This is a genomic window from Streptomyces sp. SCPE 10 (assembly GCF_051980735.1).
GTDB lineage: Bacteria > Actinomycetota > Actinomycetes > Streptomycetales > Streptomycetaceae > Streptomyces > Streptomyces misionensis.
Genome location: NZ_CP197069.1, coordinates 1,775,956 through 1,793,166, shown reverse-complemented (window position 1 = coordinate 1,793,166; position 17,211 = coordinate 1,775,956). Strand labels below are relative to the sequence as shown.

The 17,211-nt window shown below is 73.2% G+C and carries 16 protein-coding genes, 1 tRNA gene and 1 pseudogene; 11 read left to right on the top strand and 7 right to left on the bottom strand.

The window, feature by feature from the left end; translation table 11 throughout:
• Positions 1-49 precede the first annotated feature (49 nt).
• Positions 50-1,789 (bottom strand): DNA polymerase/3'-5' exonuclease PolX, encoded by a 1,740-nt coding sequence (polX, locus tag ACSP97_RS08415; RefSeq protein ID WP_440556957.1) that lies wholly within the window; start codon positions 1,787-1,789, stop codon positions 50-52.
• 69 nt (positions 1,790-1,858) lie between these two features.
• A tRNA-Leu gene (locus tag ACSP97_RS08410) sits at positions 1,859-1,946 on the bottom strand.
• 213 nt (positions 1,947-2,159) lie between these two features.
• On the opposite strand from ACSP97_RS08410, the gene ACSP97_RS08405 reads away from it, so the two are divergent.
• The 3 genes from ACSP97_RS08405 (at position 2,160) to ACSP97_RS08395 (ending at position 4,807) form a co-directional block, all read left to right on the top strand.
• Positions 2,160-3,485 (top strand): M20/M25/M40 family metallo-hydrolase, encoded by a 1,326-nt coding sequence (locus tag ACSP97_RS08405; RefSeq protein WP_355152847.1) that lies wholly within the window; start codon positions 2,160-2,162, stop codon positions 3,483-3,485.
• Between the two features lie 142 nt (positions 3,486-3,627).
• Positions 3,628-3,861 carry a chaplin ChpH gene (gene chpH, locus ACSP97_RS08400; protein WP_355152845.1) on the top strand — a complete coding sequence of 78 codons (234 nt, stop codon included), beginning with the start codon at positions 3,628-3,630 and terminating at the stop codon, positions 3,859-3,861.
• A 139-nt stretch (positions 3,862-4,000) separates the two neighbouring features.
• The gene (locus ACSP97_RS08395; protein WP_440556956.1) at positions 4,001-4,807 is read left to right on the top strand and encodes a chaplin family protein; all 807 of its coding nucleotides are present in this window, start codon (positions 4,001-4,003) and stop codon (positions 4,805-4,807) included.
• 187 nt (positions 4,808-4,994) lie between these two features.
• On the opposite strand, the gene ACSP97_RS08390 is transcribed toward ACSP97_RS08395, so the two are convergent.
• Positions 4,995-5,183: a DUF5703 family protein gene (locus ACSP97_RS08390; protein WP_005485166.1), complete on the bottom strand. Its 189-nt coding sequence runs from the start codon at positions 5,181-5,183 to the stop codon at positions 4,995-4,997.
• Positions 5,184-5,230: 47 nt separating this feature from the next.
• On the opposite strand from ACSP97_RS08390, the gene ACSP97_RS08385 reads away from it, so the two are divergent.
• Positions 5,231-5,968: a hypothetical protein gene (locus tag ACSP97_RS08385; RefSeq protein WP_355530409.1), complete on the top strand. Its 738-nt coding sequence runs from the start codon at positions 5,231-5,233 to the stop codon at positions 5,966-5,968.
• 60 nt (positions 5,969-6,028) lie between these two features.
• On the opposite strand, the gene ACSP97_RS08380 is transcribed toward ACSP97_RS08385, so the two are convergent.
• Both ACSP97_RS08380 and ACSP97_RS08375 read right to left on the bottom strand, forming a co-directional pair.
• Entirely contained in the window at positions 6,029-8,359 is a 2,331-nt protein-coding gene (locus ACSP97_RS08380) for a helix-hairpin-helix domain-containing protein (protein ID WP_440556954.1), read from the bottom strand.
• Positions 8,356-9,339 carry an aldo/keto reductase gene (locus ACSP97_RS08375; protein ID WP_355154218.1) on the bottom strand — a complete coding sequence of 328 codons (984 nt, stop codon included), beginning with the start codon at positions 9,337-9,339 and terminating at the stop codon, positions 8,356-8,358. The genes ACSP97_RS08380 and ACSP97_RS08375 overlap by 4 nt, the downstream gene beginning before the upstream one ends.
• Positions 9,340-9,478: 139 nt before the next feature.
• Between ACSP97_RS08375 and ACSP97_RS08370 the strand changes: the two genes are divergently transcribed.
• From ACSP97_RS08370 to ACSP97_RS08360, 3 genes and pseudogenes are all read left to right on the top strand, one after another.
• Complete coding sequence (locus tag ACSP97_RS08370) at positions 9,479-10,534, top strand: LLM class F420-dependent oxidoreductase (protein ID WP_355328260.1); 1,056 nt, start codon at positions 9,479-9,481, stop codon at positions 10,532-10,534.
• A gap of 117 nt (positions 10,535-10,651) precedes the next feature.
• Positions 10,652-10,729 (top strand): annotated as a pseudogene (locus ACSP97_RS08365) (hypothetical protein); the annotation flags it as partial.
• A 5-nt stretch (positions 10,730-10,734) separates the two neighbouring features.
• On the top strand, positions 10,735-11,523 hold the full coding sequence (locus ACSP97_RS08360) for a ferritin-like domain-containing protein (protein ID WP_358275739.1): 789 nt from the start codon (positions 10,735-10,737) through the stop codon (positions 11,521-11,523).
• Positions 11,524-11,541: 18 nt separating this feature from the next.
• Here the strand turns inward: ACSP97_RS08360 and corA are convergent, their stop codons facing one another.
• Complete coding sequence (corA, locus tag ACSP97_RS08355; RefSeq protein ID WP_355154222.1) at positions 11,542-12,543, bottom strand: magnesium/cobalt transporter CorA; 1,002 nt, start codon at positions 12,541-12,543, stop codon at positions 11,542-11,544.
• A gap of 62 nt (positions 12,544-12,605) precedes the next feature.
• Here corA and ACSP97_RS08350 point away from each other — a divergent pair, with 62 nt between their 5' ends.
• The 4 genes from ACSP97_RS08350 to mshC all read left to right on the top strand — a co-directional run bounded on the left by ACSP97_RS08350 (position 12,606) and on the right by mshC (position 16,099).
• Positions 12,606-13,292, top strand: coding sequence for a histidine phosphatase family protein (locus ACSP97_RS08350; protein WP_364727082.1), 687 nt, complete (start codon positions 12,606-12,608; stop codon positions 13,290-13,292).
• A 91-nt stretch (positions 13,293-13,383) separates the two neighbouring features.
• On the top strand, positions 13,384-13,974 hold the full coding sequence (locus ACSP97_RS08345; RefSeq protein WP_070027862.1) for a DUF3090 domain-containing protein: 591 nt from the start codon (positions 13,384-13,386) through the stop codon (positions 13,972-13,974).
• Positions 13,938-14,765, top strand: a complete 828-nt coding sequence (locus ACSP97_RS08340) for an SCO1664 family protein (RefSeq protein WP_355154226.1) — start codon at positions 13,938-13,940, stop codon at positions 14,763-14,765. Before ACSP97_RS08345 ends, ACSP97_RS08340 begins: the two co-directional genes overlap by 37 nt.
• 104 nt (positions 14,766-14,869) lie before the next feature.
• Positions 14,870-16,099 (top strand): cysteine--1-D-myo-inosityl 2-amino-2-deoxy-alpha-D-glucopyranoside ligase, encoded by a 1,230-nt coding sequence (mshC, locus tag ACSP97_RS08335; protein WP_355328266.1) that lies wholly within the window; start codon positions 14,870-14,872, stop codon positions 16,097-16,099.
• Between the two features lie 75 nt (positions 16,100-16,174).
• Here the strand turns inward: mshC and ACSP97_RS08330 are convergent, their stop codons facing one another.
• Positions 16,175-17,104: a PAC2 family protein gene (locus tag ACSP97_RS08330; RefSeq protein WP_355154228.1), complete on the bottom strand. Its 930-nt coding sequence runs from the start codon at positions 17,102-17,104 to the stop codon at positions 16,175-16,177.
• Positions 17,105-17,211 lie beyond the last annotated feature (107 nt).

Below are 17,211 nucleotides of genomic sequence, written 5' to 3'. Positions count from 1 at the left end.
CACCGCGCGACCACTTGGCCAACTCCCGTACGCCCGCAGCCCGGTGCGGTCACCTGCGAAGACCCCGGCGCTCGCCCTTGCGCAGGAACCGGCGCAGCCGGGTCAGCGGCCAGGTGTTGATCACGTCGTCCGGAGTCAGCCAGCCCCGCTGGGCGGTGCCGATGCCGTACCGCAGCTGGGCCAGGTGCGGCACCGAGTGGGCGTCGGTGTTCACCGCGAACCGCACCCCGTGCGCCCGCGCCCGCAGGATGTCCTCGTCGCACAGGTCGAGCCGGTCCGGCTGCGCGTTGACCTCCAGCGCCGTGCCCGTGCGCGCGCAGACCGCGAACACCTCGTCCCAGTCCGCGTCCACGCCCGGCCGCCGGCCGATCAGCCGGGTGGTGGGATGGCCCAGGACGTTGACGTACGGGTTCTCGCAGGCCCGCACCAGCCGCCGGGTCATCGCCGCCCGGCCCAGGTCGAAGTGCGAGTGCAGCGAGGCCACGCACAGATCGAAACCCGCCAGGAACTCGTCGGGCCAGTCCACCTCGCCCTCCGGCCCGATGTTCAGCTCCGTGCCGTGCAGCAGCCGCATCCGGCGGTGCTTCCCGTCCAGCTCCCGCAGCCGCGCCCGCTGGCCGAGGATCTTCTCGTCGGTCATCCGCTGCATGTACAGGTTCGGCGCGTGGTCGGTCACCGCGTAGTACGCGTACCCGCGCCCCGCGGCCGCCTCCACCATCGCCTCCAGCGACGCCAGCCCGTCGGTCAGATCGGTGTGGGTGTGCAGATCACCGCGGACGTCCCGCTCGGTCACCACCTCGGGCAGCTCCCCGCGCAGGGCCGCCTCGATCTCCCCGCGGTCCTCGCGCAGCGTCGGCTCGATCCACGGCAGTCCCAGCCGCGCGTACACCTCCTCCTCGGTGCGCGAGGCCACCGACTCCTCGCTCTCCGCGTCGAACACGCCGTACTCCGACAGCTTCAGCCCCCGGTGCACCGCGATGGTCCGGGTACGGATGTTGTGCGCCTTGGACCCGGTGAAGTACTGCAACCCCGCGCCCCACGACTCCGGCGGCAGCACCCGCAGATCCACCTGGAGCCCCCGGCCGGTGCGCACCGACGTCTTCTTCGCGCCCCGCGCGATCACCTCGGCGGTGCCCGGCAGTTCGCACAGCGCGTCCATGAACGGCCCCGACTTCCGCGCCGCCACCAGGACGTCCAGGTCCCCGACCGTCTCCCGCATCCGCCGCAACGACCCCGCGTAGGCACACCGCCGGCAGCCGCTCACCGAGGACAGCGCGGCGACGATCTCCTCGGCGGTGTCCAGCGCGAGCGGCAGCGGCACCCGCGCCCCCGCCCGCTGCAACAACTCGATGCCGTGCCGGATGTTGTCCTGCGTCTTCTCCCCGAACCCCTTGAGGTCGGCCAGCGCGTCCGACTCGATCGCGGCGGCCAGCTCGTTCACCGACGAGATGTGCAGGTCCTCGTACAGCCGCAGGGCCTTCTTCGGACCGAGGGTCGGGATGGTGATCAACTCCCGCACCCCGGCCGGGATCCTGGCCCGCCGCTCCTCGACCACGGCCATCTTCCCGGTGCGCAGGTACTCGGCCACCTTGTCGGCGATCGACCGCCCCACGTTCGGGATCTCCCGCAGCCCGTCCTCGTCCAGCTTGGCGACATCGGCCGGATACCCGCCGATGGCCCGCGCCGCCTTCTCGTAGGCGCGCGCCTTGAACGCGTCGCCTCCGGTGATCGCGATGAGGTCCGCGTACTCCCGCAGCAGCGCCTCGACCTCGTCATTGGCCCGGGCCACCCCACCAAGTCTAGGAAGCCACGCGTACCCCGGCATGCGAAAGGCCCCCGCCGAAGCAGGGGCCCTCACTGGTGTCCGAGGGGGGACTTGAACCCCCACGCCCGATAAAGGGCACTAGCACCTCAAGCTAGCGCGTCTGCCATTCCGCCACCCGGACAAGGTGTCTGTCGTGCGCGGGCTTCCCTCGGTGGGGTCTCCCTCGCGGCGACGAAGGAAACATTACCAGGCTTTCGGGGGTGGCCGATCACCCCCGCTTCCGGGCCGGTCCCGCGTGAACGGCGTGTGACGGGCCGGGACCGGTCTTGGGCCCGGGGCGGGGGCGGAGAGAGGATGAAGGGGTCCACCAGCAGGGAAGTCGGGAGGAAGCAGCGTGAGCGAGACGGACACGGCCCAGGGCGTCACCGGCGAGGACGAGGTCGTGGACCTCTGCCGCGAGCTGATCCGGTTCGACACCAGCAACTACGGCGACCACTCCGGGCCCGGCGAGCGCAAGGCCGCCGAGTGGGTCGCCGAGAAGCTCGCCGAGGTCGGCCTGGAGCCCAAGATCTACGAGTCGCACCCGGGGCGCGCCTCCACCGTGGCCCGCATCGCGGGGGAGGACCCGTCCCGGCCCGCCCTGCTGATCCACGGCCACCTGGACGTGGTGCCGGCCAACGCCGACGACTGGACCCACCACCCCTTCTCCGGGGAGATCGCCGACGGGTGCGTGTGGGGGCGCGGGGCGGTCGACATGAAGGACATGGACGCCATGACCCTCGCGGTGGTGCGCGACCGGCTGCGCAGCGGGCGGCGGCCCCCGCGGGACGTCGTGGTCGCCTTCCTCGCCGACGAGGAGGCGGGCGGCACCTACGGCGCCCGGTACCTGGTCGACCACCACCCCGAGCTGTTCGAGGGCGTCACCGAGGCGATCAGCGAGGTCGGCGGCTTCTCCTTCACCGTGAACGAGCAGCGGCGGCTCTATCTGATCCAGACGGCCGAGAAGGGCATGCACTGGATGAAGCTCACCGTGGCCGGCACCGCCGGGCACGGCTCCATGATCCACCGGGACAACGCCATCACCGAGCTGTCCGAGGCCGTCGCCCGGGTCGGCCGGCACAAGTTCCCGGTGCGGGTCACCAAGACCACCCGGGCCTTCCTCGACGAGCTGGGCGACGCGCTCGGCACCGAGCTGGACCCGGAGGACATGGAGGCCACGATCGCCAAGCTCGGCGGCATCGCCAAGCTGATCGGCGCGACCCTGAGCAACACCGCCAACCCCACCCAGCTGAACGCCGGTTACAAGGTCAACGTCATCCCCGGCGAGGCCACCGCGCACATCGACGGCCGCTTCCTGCCCGGCTACGAGGAGGAGTTCCTCGGCGACCTCGACCGGCTGCTCGGCCCGCACGTCCGCCGCGAGGACGTGCACGCCGACAAGGCCGTCGAGACCACCTTCGACGGCGCGCTGGTGGAGGCCATGCAGGCGGCCCTGCTCGCCGAGGACCCCGCCGCCAAGGCCATCCCGTACATGCTCTCCGGCGGCACCGACGCCAAGTCCTTCGACGACCTCGGCATCCGCGGCTTCGGCTTCGCGCCGCTGAAGCTGCCGCCGGAGCTGGACTTCGCGGGCATGTTCCACGGCGTGGACGAGCGGGTGCCGGTGGACGGGCTCCAGTTCGGCGTCCGCGTCCTCGACCGCTTCATCGACGCCTCCTGAGCCGCCCGGACATTCGGGTGCGCGTTCGAGATCGACTGAGAAGGGTGAATGCGACCATAAGCTCGTAGCTCCAATACTCCCTCCTCGTTACAGGTGATGCGATCCCCGCACCTTGGGATCGCCTTGCCAACGAGGAGGAACAATGATCAAGAAGGTCGTCGCCGCTGTGGCTGCCACCGGTGGGCTGGTTCTCGCGGGCGCGGGCCTGGCCGTCGCCGACTCCGGTGCCCAGGGTGCCGCGGTGCACTCTCCGGGCGTCGTCTCCGGCAACGTCATCCAGGTGCCCGTGCACGTCCCGGTGAACGTGTGCGGCAACACGATCGACGTGATCGGGCTCCTGAACCCCACCTTCGGCAACACCTGCGTCAACAGCTGACGCCGGCTCCCCGAGGGGCGATCCACCCCGAGGGGATGTCTTTTGCGAGCCGTCGGCCTCGGAGCGCGCGATGCGCTCCGAGGCCGACCGGCCTTTTCCAGACAGCGAAGGCACAGCGAAGGCAGGGGGGTACGAACCAATGCGACAAAGCACCCGTAAGGGTTTGATGACCATGGCGGCGGCAACCGGGGTGATCGCCGCCGCGACCGGCGTGGCCCACGCGGACGCGGGCGCGTCCGGCGCCGCGGCCGGCTCACCCGGCGTTCTGTCCGGCAACACCGTGCAGGTGCCGGTGCACGCACCGGTGAACGTCTGCGGCAACACCGTCAACGTCGTCGGGCTCCTCAACCCGGCGATGGGCAACGCCTGCGGCAACTCCGGCGGCGGCCAGGGAGGTCAGGGGCACGGCGGCTCCGGAGGCTCAGGGGGCGCGCACGCGGGCGGACACACCACAGGGTCGCCGGGCGTGGGATCGGGCAACACCGTCCAGGTGCCGATCGACGTCCCGGTGAACGTCTGCGGCAACAGCGTCGACGTGGTCGGCGTGGGCAATCCCGCCCTGGGCAACAACTGCGCCAACGGCGGCGGAACCCACGGCGGGGGCCACACCAACCCGCCGGGCCACCCCGGTCACCCGGGTCATCCGGGCCACCCCGGCCACCCCGGTCAGCCGGGCCACCCGAGTCACCCCGGTCACCCGAGTCACCCCGGGCAGCCGAGCCACCCGGGAACGCCGCACCAGCCGGGCACCCCGCAGCACCCGGGCAACCCGGCCACCCCGCCCGCCCAGAACGCGCACACCCCGCAGGGCTCGTCCGCGTCCCTGGCCACGGGTCAGCTCGCGCACACCGGCAGTGAGCTGCCGCTGGGTGTCGCGCTGTCGGCCGGCGCGGGCGCGCTGCTCGCGGGCACGGTGATGTACCGCAAGGCGCGGGCCAGGGCCTAAGTCTTTCGTTTGGATCAGGCCGGATCAGGGCGCGGTGCCAGGGCCCGCGAGCCCGGCAAGATCCAGACGAGAGGCCCTGGCGAAGCGGTCGAGCACGCCGTGGCGGACGGCGGGGACGGAGCGGGCCGGTCACCTACCGGCGGGCCCGCTCCGTTCCCATGTCCCCGCCCGGTTCAGCGTTTCCGTCTCACCACGTGGCCCGCACCTGACGGATGATCCGCCGGCGCAACCGCACCCTGCGGCTGCCGTCGCGCAGCAGGCTCAGTCGGTCCAACTCCCAGTGTCCGTACTCGGCATGGTCCGTCAGCAGACGCGTGGCGTCCTTGCGGGAGACCCCGCGAGGCACGTACACGTCGACAAATTCGTATTCCGGCATCGCATCTATTGTGCGGGCTGGTGCCCGGTACGGATAGCGTCTGCACTATGTCTGATGCTGCGCAGCCCACCGCTGCCGAGGTACGCGCCGCCGCCGAGGCGGTCAAGACCGCGCTCGACCGTCACCTGGCGGCGGTCGAACGCAGGTCCGGAGACGACGACCCGGCCGTCTTCGAGGCGTTCAACCAGCTGGCCGCGGCCGCCGAGGCGTACGACGAACTGCTGTACGACCGCTACGACGAGGTCACCCCCTTCGAGATCCCCGGTGCCGACGAGGCGCTGCCGCCGTACGCCGGCCCCGAGGAGCCCCATGCGATCAGCGTCCTGATCCGCCGCGACTACACCGTGGCGGAGCCCCAGCGGCTGCTGGCCCAGGCCGAGCGGGTCGAGGCCGCGGACTACGAGGACGTCACCGGCGTGGACGAGGACGCGACCGGCACCGTCCCCGGGGCGCTGGGTCTGCTCTTCGGCGAGTTCGAACCGGACGAGATCGCCTCCCGGCACAAGGAGTTCGGTCTGGAGGAGGGCGACTCCACGCTCTGGGTCACCGCCGCCGAGGAGGCGCCGGAGGCCGGGGAGTGGCTGGAGGCCCCGTTCGAGCACATCGACGCGCAGGCGGTGGTGTGCCGGTTCGACGTCAGCGCGGTCTTCGACGACGAGGAGGACGACGCCGACACCGCCGACGAGGACGACGATCTCGAGTTCGTCGACGACGAGGAAGAGGACGAGGACGAGGACGGCGCGGGCACCGGGGCCGGGGGCCGGGCCCGGGGCGCCGGGAGGTGAGCGGGGCGGTGGTGCCGTAGTGGCCCGGCCGCCACGGCACCACCGGACCCCCACCCTCGGTCAGGCGGCCGGCGCCTGGGGACGCAGCAGGGTGCCCAGTCGGGTCGTACGGGGCTTGGCCGGGACCTCCGCGACCGCTCGCGGCAGGGCCTGCTCCACACCGTGCACCACGGACAGGTGCCGCTCGGCCCGCCCGAACGCGGTGTAGACCCACGGCCTGCTCAGCGCCTTCACGGCATCGCCGGGCAGCACCACGACGGCCGCGGGCCAGCGGCCGCCCACCGCCTGGTGCGCGGTCAGCGCCCAGCCGTGCCGCACCTCGCCCTCCACCCGCTCCCGCGGTACGACCACGGGGGCACCGGCGCACGACAGATGCAGTCCCTCCGCGTCGGCCTTCACCACGGTGCCCGGCACGGTCCGGCCAGGGGCGGGGGAGTGGGCGATCCGGTCGCCGGGGTCGAAGCCGCCGAACCGGCCGGGGCCGGGGTTGAGGCGTTCCTTCAGTGCTGCGTTGAGGGCGCGGGTGCCGGCCGCGCCGCCGTGGCCCGGGGTGATCACCACGACCTGGTCCGCCGGGACGCCGAACGCGCGCGGCACCGAGTCCGCGACCAGCTGCACCGTGCGGTGCACGGCCTCGCCCGCGTCCCGCACCGGCACGATCACGACCTCCTTGCCGGGCGCCTCGACCTGGTTCAGCTCGCCGACGCCGATGCCGGAGACCAGCTCGCCGACCGGGCCGGGGTCGGGGAGCCGGGAGGCGAGCTGGGGGCAGACGCGGGCCGCGAGCAGATCGGCGAAGACCCGCCCGGGGCCCGCCGACCACAGCAGCGCCGGATCCCCGCTGAGCACCAGCCGGGCCCCGTCGGGCAACGACTCCACCAGCATCGCGGCGTTCTCCACGTCCAGCTGGGGCGCGTCCAGTACGAGCAGCAGATCCAGCTCCAGCGCCCCGTCTGCGTCCCGCCCGGGGCCTTCGTCCCCGGCCAGCAGCCCCGCGACGGTGCCGACGCCCGCCCGTGCCCCCGCTTCCGGGACCAGCGCCGCGAGCCGGTCCCGTCCGCCGGGCGTGTGGCAGACCGCGAAGGCCCGCAGGCCCGCGTCCCGGGCGGCGCCGAGCAGGGCCGCCGGTTCCGCGCGGGCCGCCTCCCCGCCCGTGTGCAGCACCAGGCCGTGCCCGGCGACTGCGCGGGCCAGTTCGGCCGCGCCGCCCGACAGCGCGGCGACGGCCGCGGCCCAGGAGTGCCCCGCCTCCTGGGACGGCGAGGCGATCAGCCGGGCCAGGCCGTCGGCGAGGCTCTCCTCGGCCAGCGCGTACCGCTCCAGGGCGACGAGGACCCGTACCGGGCGCTCCGCCTCCTCGTCCTCCTCCTGCGGGGCCGCCGGGGCGCCCGGCTCGTCCAGCGGGTCCTGGAAGACCAGGGCGTCGCCTTCGGCGAGGGTGTTCTGCACCGCCGCGTCCGGGTCCGGCACGCCCTGCCGGGCCAGAGCCGCGGTGAGCGCGGGCAGGTCCAGGGCGGTGTGCCCGGCGAGGGCCGCCTGTTCCAGCAGCCAGACCGTCATCGCGCGGCCCCGCCGCTCGTCGGCCGGGCCGCAGCCGGGGCCGAGCAGGGCCCGCGCGAAGCCGTCCGCCTGCTCGGGCCGCACCCCGGGAACGCGCAGCAGCTGCCAGGGGTCCTCCCGCAGGGCCGGTCCGGCGCCCTCGCCGAGCGTGGTGGCCGCCTGCCGCGCGAGGGTCTCGGGGGCGCCGCCCTCGACCAGCGCCCGGCGGACGGCCTCGACCGTCTCCGGCGCGGGCCCGCTGGGGGCGGGCACGGGCCGCGCGTGGCGCACCGGCTCCACGGCGGGGGCCGGAGGGGACGCGGCGGCAGCGGCGGCCATCGCGGGGGCCGCACCGGCCTGCCGGTTCGGCCCGGAGCCGGGCTCGGGCGTCGGTTCGGGCGCCAGTTCGGGCGTGGGCGCGGCGAACACCGTGCCCGCCGGCTTCCGGCCGCCCTCCACGGCCCGGACGGCGGCCAGCAGGTCCGCCGCCTTGCCGCTCAGCTTGGCGCCGCTCTCGATGGGGCCCTGCTTCTCCGCCTTGCGCCGCTCGATCCGCTCCCGCTCGATCCGCTGCGCGGCCAGCTCGGCCTCCGCCTCGGACAACTCGGACGAACCGGCACCTTCGACGGACGCCGCCGCTGCCGCGCCGCCGTCCGCCCGCTGCTCGGGCTCCGGCGCGTCGGTCCCCGGGTCGTCGTCGGTCCCCGGGTCGTCGTCCGTCTCCGGGCCGTCGTCGGTCTCCGCCTCGGCGGTGCCGGGGGCGCCCTCCGCCGCGTCCTTCGGCGCCGGCACCCCCGATGTGTCCGGCGTCCCCGGCCCGGCTTCCTCCGTGGTCTCCGGCTCCGTGCTCACAGCGTGCTCCAGTCGTGATCGGGATAGCGGTGCAGGGGCGCCGACACGTCGTCCAGCGCCCGGCAGATCTCGTCAGGAAGACTAAGCGCCTCCACTGACAACGCTGCCGTGAGCTGCCGCGCGGTGCGTGCGCCGACGATCGGCGCGGTGACTCCCGGCCGGTCCCGGACCCAGGCGAGCGCCACCTGGAGCGGGGTCACCGCGAGGCCGTCGGCGGCCGTGGTCACGGCGTCCACGATGCGGGTCGCCGTGTCGTCCAGATACGGCTCCACGAACGGCGCCAGGTGCTCGGATGCGCCACGGGAGCCGTCCGGCACTCCGTGCCGGTACTTTCCGGTCAGCACGCCCCGGCCGAGCGGGGAGGAGGGCAGCAGGCCCACGCCCAGGTCCAGCGCGGCGGGCAGCACCTCGCGTTCCACGCCCCGCTGGAGCAGCGAGTACTCCATCTGCGTGCTGGCCAGCCGGGTGCGGGTGCCCGGCGCGGCGAGCTGCCAGGTGGCCGCCTTGGCCAGTTGCCAGCCGCAGAAATTGGACACTCCCGCGTACCGCGCGCGGCCGCTGGACACCGCTATGTCGAGCGCCTGGAGCGTCTCCTCCAGCGGGGTGCCCGCGTCGTAGGCGTGGATGTGCCAGAGGTCGACGTGGTCCGTGCCCAGGCGGTCCAGGGAGGCGTCCAGCGCGGCCAGCAGGTGGCCGCGGGAGCCGTCGAAGCGGCGCTCGGGGTCGGGGACGCTGCCCGCCTTGGTGGACAGCACCAGGTCACGGCGCGGGACCAGCCGTTCCATCAGCCGCCCGAGCAGGTACTCCGCCTCTCCGTCGCCGTAGACGTCGGCGGTGTCGACGAGGGTGCCGCCGGCCTCCCAGAACGCCTTCAGCATGTCCGCGGCGTCGTGCTCCTCGGTGTCCCGGCCCCAGGTCAGGGTGCCGAGTCCGATCCGGGACACGCGCAGGCCGGTACGGCCGAGATGCCTCTGCTCCATGCCCGCGAGATTACTGGCCTGAACCGATGCGGTGGGTTGCCTGTGGACAACTCGTACGGGCCCGCACGGAGCGCCGCCCGCGCCCCCGCGCTAAGGTCGGCGCCACAGTGACGTTACTCACGGGTAAGGGGATTCGGCCATGCAGCTCGGCATCAACCTCGGCTACTGGGGCGCGGGAATGGACGGGGACAATCTGGCCGTGGCGCAGGAGGCCGACCGGCTGGGCTACGCCGTGTGCTGGGCCGCCGAGGCCTACGGCTCCGACGCGGCCACCGTGCTCAGCTGGGTCGCCGCCCAGACCGAGCGCATCGACGTGGGCTCCGCCATCTTCCAGATCCCGGCCCGCCAGCCCGCGATGACCGCGATGACGGCGGCCACCCTGGACACCCTCTCCGGCGGCCGGTTCCGGCTCGGCCTCGGCGTCTCCGGGCCGCAGGTCTCCGAGGGCTGGTACGGCGTGAAGTTCGACAAGCCGCTGGCCCGCACCCGCGAGTACGTGGAGATCGTCCGCAGGGCGATGTCCCGGGAGCGGTTGTCGTACGAGGGCGAGCACTGGACGCTGCCGCTGCCCGGCGGCCCGGGCAAGCCGCTCAAGCTGACCGTGCACCCCCAGCGCGAGCACATCCCGCTCTACATCGCCGCGATCGGCCCGAAGAACCTGGAGCAGACCGGTGAGATCGCCGACGGCGCGCTGCTGATCTTCCCCGCCGCCGAGCACCTGGAGGAGACCACCCTCACGCATCTGCGGGCCGGCCGGGAGAAGGCGGGCAAGACCCTCGACGGGTTCGACGTGTGCCCGACCCTGCCGCTCGCCGTCGGCGCCGACAAGGACCTGCCCGCCCTCGCCGACACCTTCCGCCCCTACACCGCGCTGTACGTCGGCGGCATGGGCAGCGCCAAGCAGAACTTCTACAACCGGCTCGCGCGGCGCATGGGGTACGAGAAGGAGGCCGCCGAGATCCAGCAGAAGTACCTCGCCGGGGACAAGCAGGGCGCGGCCGCCGCGATTCCGCAGGACCTCATCGACAAGACCACGCTGCTGGGCTCCGTCGAGCGCATCGCCGACCGGATGAAGGCCTACGCCGACGCCGGGGTCACCACCCTCAGCCTCGCCCCCGCCGGCTTCACGCTGGAGGAGCGGCTCGCCTCGCTGCGCGCCGGCACCGAGGCCCTGGAGCACGCCGGGCTCGCCTGACGCGGAAGTCTTCGCGGCCGTGGTGGGGGCTCGGGGGGTCTTCCCCGCCACGGCCGTCACCCGGAACAACGCGCCGGGCGACGAGCGGTTACGACCCCGCGTGTCCTTCTTTCGGCCGAGCCGGGGAGCACCCCTGTTGCGGCAGCACTCCGTCCGCATTTGAGTCGTTCTGCACCGGATGCGGTAGAGAGGTGACTGCCATGCTGTCGGCCAAGAGTCTCTTCCAGGAGATCCTCGACCACGACGAGTCGTTCCGGCTGTTCTGCTCCATCGCCGCCGGCGGAGAGGCCCAGGGCGGCTGGGAGAACGGCCGGATCGCCGCGCTGGTCCCGCCGACCCTGCGCGCCCTCGCCCCCAAGATCGCCCGGCACGGCGCCGACGAGGACAAACACGGCCGCATCTTCATGGCCCTGCTGCGCAGGCGGGGCCTCACCCCGGTGCCCGTCCCGCCCGAGACCGACTACACGATGCTCCTCGAACGGCGCGGCATCGGCCTCGCGCACGACCGGCTCAGGCGCGACGAGCCGCTGACCGAACGGGACATCGTCGTCTACCTCGCCCACAGCCGGGTCACCGAACAGCGCGCCGCCGAGCAGATGGCCCTGCTCCTCAAGCACTTCGCCGGCCATCCCGAGATCGGCAGGGCGGTGCGGATGATCGCCGCCGACGAGGACAACCACCTCGCCTACACCCACGAGGAACTGCTCCGCCTCGCCGCCGCCGGGCACGGCCCGTTCATCCGGCACACCCTGCGCGCCTGCGCCCTCGCCGAGATCCGCGTGCACCGTGACGTCAGCCTCGCCGTCATGGCCCGCATGGGCCGCGTCCTCGGCTGGCCCCGCACCCGCCGCGCGCTGCTCACGGCCGCCGTCCACGCCGTGTACGCCTACGAACGCCTCGCCGGCCGGCGCCGCATGGTCACCCTCGGCATGCCCGAACGCCTCGACGCCCTCGGCGGCCCCACCGCCTCGGCGCACGAGTACGCGTGACCCGGGCATGCGTGCCCCTCACAGCCACTCGCGCCGCTTGAACAGCCGGTACAGCAGCACCTCCAGCAACGCCATCACCAGGATCACCGCCGGGTACGACCACAGCCAGTGCAGCTCGGGCATGTGGTCGAAGTTCATGCCGTAGATCCCCGCGATCATCGTGGGCACCGCCGCCATCGCCGCCCAGGCGGAGATCTTCCGCATGTCGTCGTTCTGCCGCACGCTCATCTGCGCCAGGTGGGCCGACAGCACGTCGGACACCAGCCGGTCCAGCCCCTCCACCGACTCGTTCACCCGCGCCAGGTGGTCGCTCACGTCCCGGAAGAAGGGCCGCGCCTTGTCGTGCACGAACGGCAAGGCGCCGCCGCCGCCCAGCGGGCCCCCGCCCGCCAGCCGGCTCAGCGGCGGCGCCAGCGGCACGGTGGCCCGCCGGAACTCCAGGATCTGCCGCTTGAAGTCGTAGATCCGCGAGGCCGTGTTGCGGGTGCCCCCGGCCTCCGGCCGGAACACCTCCGCCTCCACCTCCTCCAGATCCGTCTGCAACTCCGTCGCCACCTCCAGATAGCGGTCCACGATGGCGTCGGCGATCGCGTACAGCACCGAGGTGGGGCCCTTGTCCAGCATGTCCGGATCCTCCTCCAGTCGGTGCCGCACCGCCGCCAGGGGCGAACCCTCGCCGTGCCGCACGGTCACCGCGAAGGAGTCGCCCACGAAGACCATCACCTCGCCCGCTGTCACCGTGTCGCTCGCCGATTCGTAGACCACCGGCTTCAGCACCACGAACAGCGAGTCCTCGTACACCTCCAGCTTGGGCCGCTGATGAGCCTTGAGGGCGTCCTCCACCGCCAGCGGGTGCAGCCCGAACTCCCGGGTGACGAGGTCGAACTCCCGCTCGGACGGCTCGTACAGCCCGATCCACACGAATCCGCCCGAGGCCCGCGCCTCGGCGAGCGCGTCGGACAGGTCCTCCGGACCCTCGGTCCGCTGTCCGTGCCGGTAGATGGCACAGTCGACGATCACGGAGCGCATTCTCCCTTCGTGCGGTCACCGGCGCATCGCCTGATGCGCCTACCCTGGTCCGCATGCCCACGCTGATCCTCGTAAGGCACGGACGTTCCACCGCCAACACCTCCGGAGTGCTCGCCGGCTGGACCCCGGGGGTGTCCCTGGACGAGCGGGGCGCCGCACAGGCCGCCGCACTGCCCGGGCGCCTCGCCGCGCTGCCGGTCTCCGAGGTCGTCACCAGCCCGCTCCAGCGCTGCCGGGAGACCATGGCGCCGCTGCTCGCCGCCCGCCCCGAGCTGCGCGTCCACACCGACGACCGGATCGGGGAGTGCCACTACGGCGACTGGTCCGGCCGCAAGCTCGCCGAACTCAAGGACGAGCCGCTGATGGAGGTCGTCCAGGCCCACCCGTCCGCCGCCGCCTTCCCCGGCGGCGAGTCCATGCGGGCCATGCAGACCCGCGCCGCCGAGGCCGTACGCGAGTGGAACGACCGGGTGGAACGCGACCACGGAGCGGACGCGGTCTACCTCATGTGCTCGCACGGTGACATCATCAAAGCCCTGGTCGCCGACGCCCTCGGCCTCCATCTCGACCTCTTCCAGCGGATCTCCGTGGAGCCGTGTTCCATCACCGCGATCCGCTACACCCGGCTGCGCCCCTTCCTGGTCCGCCTCGGCGACACCGGTGACCTCGCCTCCCTCGCCCCCCGCGAGGAGCACCCGGACGGCGACGCACCGGTCGGTGGCGGTGCGGGCGCACCGTGATCGTCGGCCGCAGTAGGGTGAAGCGACCCGCGCCGTCGCTCGTCCGCAGTGGCCCGCACCCCCGAAACTCTCGACTCAATGGAGACAGGACGTGTCCCGTCAGGTGTTCCTCTACGACCCGCCGGACCGCTTCGTGGCCGGCACGGTCGGACTGCCCGGACGCCGTACGTTCTTCCTCCAGGCCACCGCAGGCCCCCGGGTGACCAGCGTGGTCCTGGAGAAGACCCAGGTCGCCGCGCTCGCCGAGCGCATGGACGAACTCCTGGACGAGGTCGTGCGCCGCAGCGGCGGCAGCGCCTCCGTCCCGGCCATGGCCCCCGCCGAGGTCGCCGACACCGCGCCGCTGGAGACCCCCGTCGAGGAGGAGTTCCGCGTCGGCACCATGGCCCTGGCCTGGGACGCCGAGGAACAGCGCATGGTCGTGGAGGCCCAGGCCCTGGTGGAGCTGGACGCCGACACCGAGGAGGACCTCGCGGAGGCCGAGGAGCGGCTGCTCCAGGACGAGGAGAACGGACCCCCGATGCTGCGGGTCCGGCTGACCGGCGCGCAGGCCCGGGCCTTCGCCAAGCGCGCCCTCGACGTCGTCAACGCCGGGCGGCCGCCGTGCCCGCTGTGCAGCCTCCCGCTCGATCCGGAAGGACACGTATGCCCGCGCCAGAACGGATACCGCCGCGGGGCGTGACGGCCGCCGACCCCGGCGCCGCCGACCTGCTCGCCCGTGGCGAGCTGACCGTACGCGGCCGTATCCGCGACGCCTCCAACGCCGCGCTGTTCTGCACGGTCGCGTACGACGGCCGGGAAGCCTCCTGCGTGTACAAGCCGGTGGCCGGGGAGCGCCCCCTGTGGGACTTCCCCGACGGCACCCTCGCGGCCCGCGAGGTGGCCGCCTACGAGGTCTCCGAGGCCACCGGCTGGGGACTGGTCCCGCCGACCGTGCTGCGCGAGGGCCCCTACGGCGAGGGCATGTGCCAGCTGTGGATCGACGTGCACGCCGAGGCGGAACTGCTCGCCCTGGTCGACGGGGAGGAGCCGGAGCCCGGCTGGAAGGCGATCGGGTTCGCGGAGGTCGGCGAGGGCCGCACCGCGCTGCTGGTGCACGCCGACGACGAGCGGCTGCGCCGGCTCGCCGTCCTCGACGCCGTGATCAACAACGCCGACCGCAAGGGCGGCCATCTGCTGCCCACCGCCGACGGCCGGCTCTACGGCATCGACCACGGCGTCACCTTCAACGTCGAGGACAAGCTGCGCACCCTGCTGTGGGGCTGGGCCGGCGAACCCCTCACCGCGGACGCCACCGAGGTGCTCAAGCGGCTGCGCGACGCCCTGGACGGCGACCTCGGCGAACGGCTGACCCCGCTGATCACGGCCGCGGAACTCGACGCCACCCGGGCCCGCGTCGCCGCCCTGCTCACCTCCGGAGTGCACCCGGAGCCCGGCGGGGAGTGGCCGGCGATCCCCTGGCCACCCGTGTGAGCGCACCGTGAGCACACGGGGGCCGAAGATACAAGAGCGCCCGACCGGCCATCCGGCGCGATCCCGGTCGTAACCGCGACCGGCGGCCGGTTAGGCTCATGTACATGCATGCCTGGCCCGCTTCCGAGGTCCCCGCCCTGCCTGGTCAGGGCCGCGACCTGAGGATCCACGACACCGCGACCGGCGGCCTGGTCACCCTCCAGCCCGGTCCCGTCGCCCGTATCTACGTCTGCGGCATCACCCCGTACGACGCGACCCACATGGGTCACGCGGCGACCTACAACGCGTTCGACCTCGTTCAGCGCGTGTGGCTCGACACCAAGCGGCAGGTTCACTACGTCCAGAACGTCACCGACGTCGACGACCCGCTGCTGGAACGCGCGGAGCGCGACGGACTCGACTGGGCCGCCCTCGCCGAGAAGGAGACGGCCCTCTTCCGCGAGGACATGACCGCCCTGCGGATGCTCCCGCCGCAGCACTACATAGGCGCCGTCGAGGCGATACCCGGCATCGTGCCGCTGGTGGAGCGGCTGCGCGACCTCGGCGCGGCCTACGAACTGGACGGCGACGTCTACTTCTCCGTCGAGTCCGACCCGCACTTCGGCTCGGTCTCGCACCTCGACGCGGCCGCGATGCGGCTGCTGTCCGCCGAGCGCGGCGGCGACCCCGACCGCCCGGGCAAGAAGAACCCGCTGGACCCGATGCTGTGGATGGCCGCCCGCGAGGGCGAGCCCAGCTGGGACGGCGCCTCCCTCGGCCCCGGCCGACCCGGCTGGCACATCGAGTGCGTGGCCATCGCCCTCGACCACCTCGGAATGGGCTTCGACGTCCAGGGCGGCGGCTCCGACCTCGCCTTCCCGCACCACGAGATGGGCGCCTCGCACGCCCAGGTGCTCACCGGCGAGTTCCCGATGGCCAAGGCGTACGTGCACGCCGGCATGGTCGCCCTGGACGGCGAGAAGATGTCGAAGTCCAAGGGCAACCTGGTCTTCGTCTCCCGGCTGCGCCGCGACGGCGTCGACCCGGCCGCGATCCGTCTCGCGCTGCTCGCCCACCACTACCGGGCCGACTGGGAGTGGACCGACCAGGTCCTCCAGGACGCCGTGGACCGCCTCGGCCGCTGGCGCGCGGCCGTCTCCCGCCCCGACGGCCCCTCGGCCGACGCGCTGGTCGAGGAGATCCGCGAGGCCCTGTCGAACGACCTGGACGCCCCCGCGGCCCTCGCCGCGGTGGACCGCTGGGCGGCCCGGCAGGAGGCGGAGGGCGGCACGGACACGGGCGCCCCGGGCCTGGTCACGCGGGCGGCCGACGCCCTGCTGGGCGTGGCCCTGTAGCCCCGACGCGGCCCGTGCGGGGGCCGCGGGGAACGCCAGGAGGGGCGGTACGCGCACTGCGTACCGCCCCTCTGCTCACTCCTCCGGGTCCTGCTCGTCGTCCTCGTCGGCCGGACCGCCCGGGGTGTCCGGCGGCGACGGCCGGGGCTTGCCCCCCGGCGGGCTCACGTCCCGCCGCCGCAGATACCGCTCGAACTCGCGGGCGATCGCCTCGCCCGACGCCTCCGGCAGCTCCGCGGTGTCCCGTGCCTCCTCCAGCGTCTGGACGTACTCCGCGACCTCGCTGTCCTCCGCGGCCAGCTGGTCCACGCCCACCTGCCAGGCCCGCGCGTCCTCCGGCAGCTCGCCCTGCGGGATACGCAGGTCCAGCAGGTCCTCCAGCCGGTTCAGCAGCGCCAGGGTGGCCTTGGGGTTGGGCGGCTGGGAGACGTAGTGCGGCACCGCCGCCCACAGTGACACCGCCGGCACCCCGGCGTGCGTGCACGCCTCCTGGAGGACGCCGACGATGCCCGTGGGCCCCTCGTACTTGGTCTCCTCCAGGTCCATCCGGCGGGCCAGGTCCGTGTCGGACGTGACCCCGCTGACCGGCACCGGACGCGTGTGCGGGGTGTCACCGAGCAGGGCGCCCAGGATGACCACCAGCTCGACCCCCAGCTCATGGGCGAAGCCCAGCAGTTCGTTGCAGAACGAGCGCCACCGCATGGACGGTTCGATGCCCCGCACCAGGACCAGGTCGCGCGGCTTCTCGCCGCCGACGCGGACCACCGACAGCCGGGTCGTCGGCCAAGTGATCTTGCGCACTCCGCCGTCCATGAACACCGTGGGCCGGTTCACCTGGAAGTCGTAGTAGTCCTCGGCGTCCAGCGCCGCGAACACCTCGCCCTTCCACTCGCGTTCCAGATGTTCGACCGCCGTGGAGGCGGCGTCACCGGCATCGTTCCAGCCCTCGAACGCGGCCACCATGACTGGGTCGATCAGCTCGGGAACCCCCTCCAGCTCGATCACCCAGTGCCTCCTTCCGACGTGCCCTCGCTTGACTCACCAACCTTACGGCGTCCCGCGGGGGCGTCCGCAGCCCCCGTGTACGGGGCCGTGAACGGATCACTGCCCCG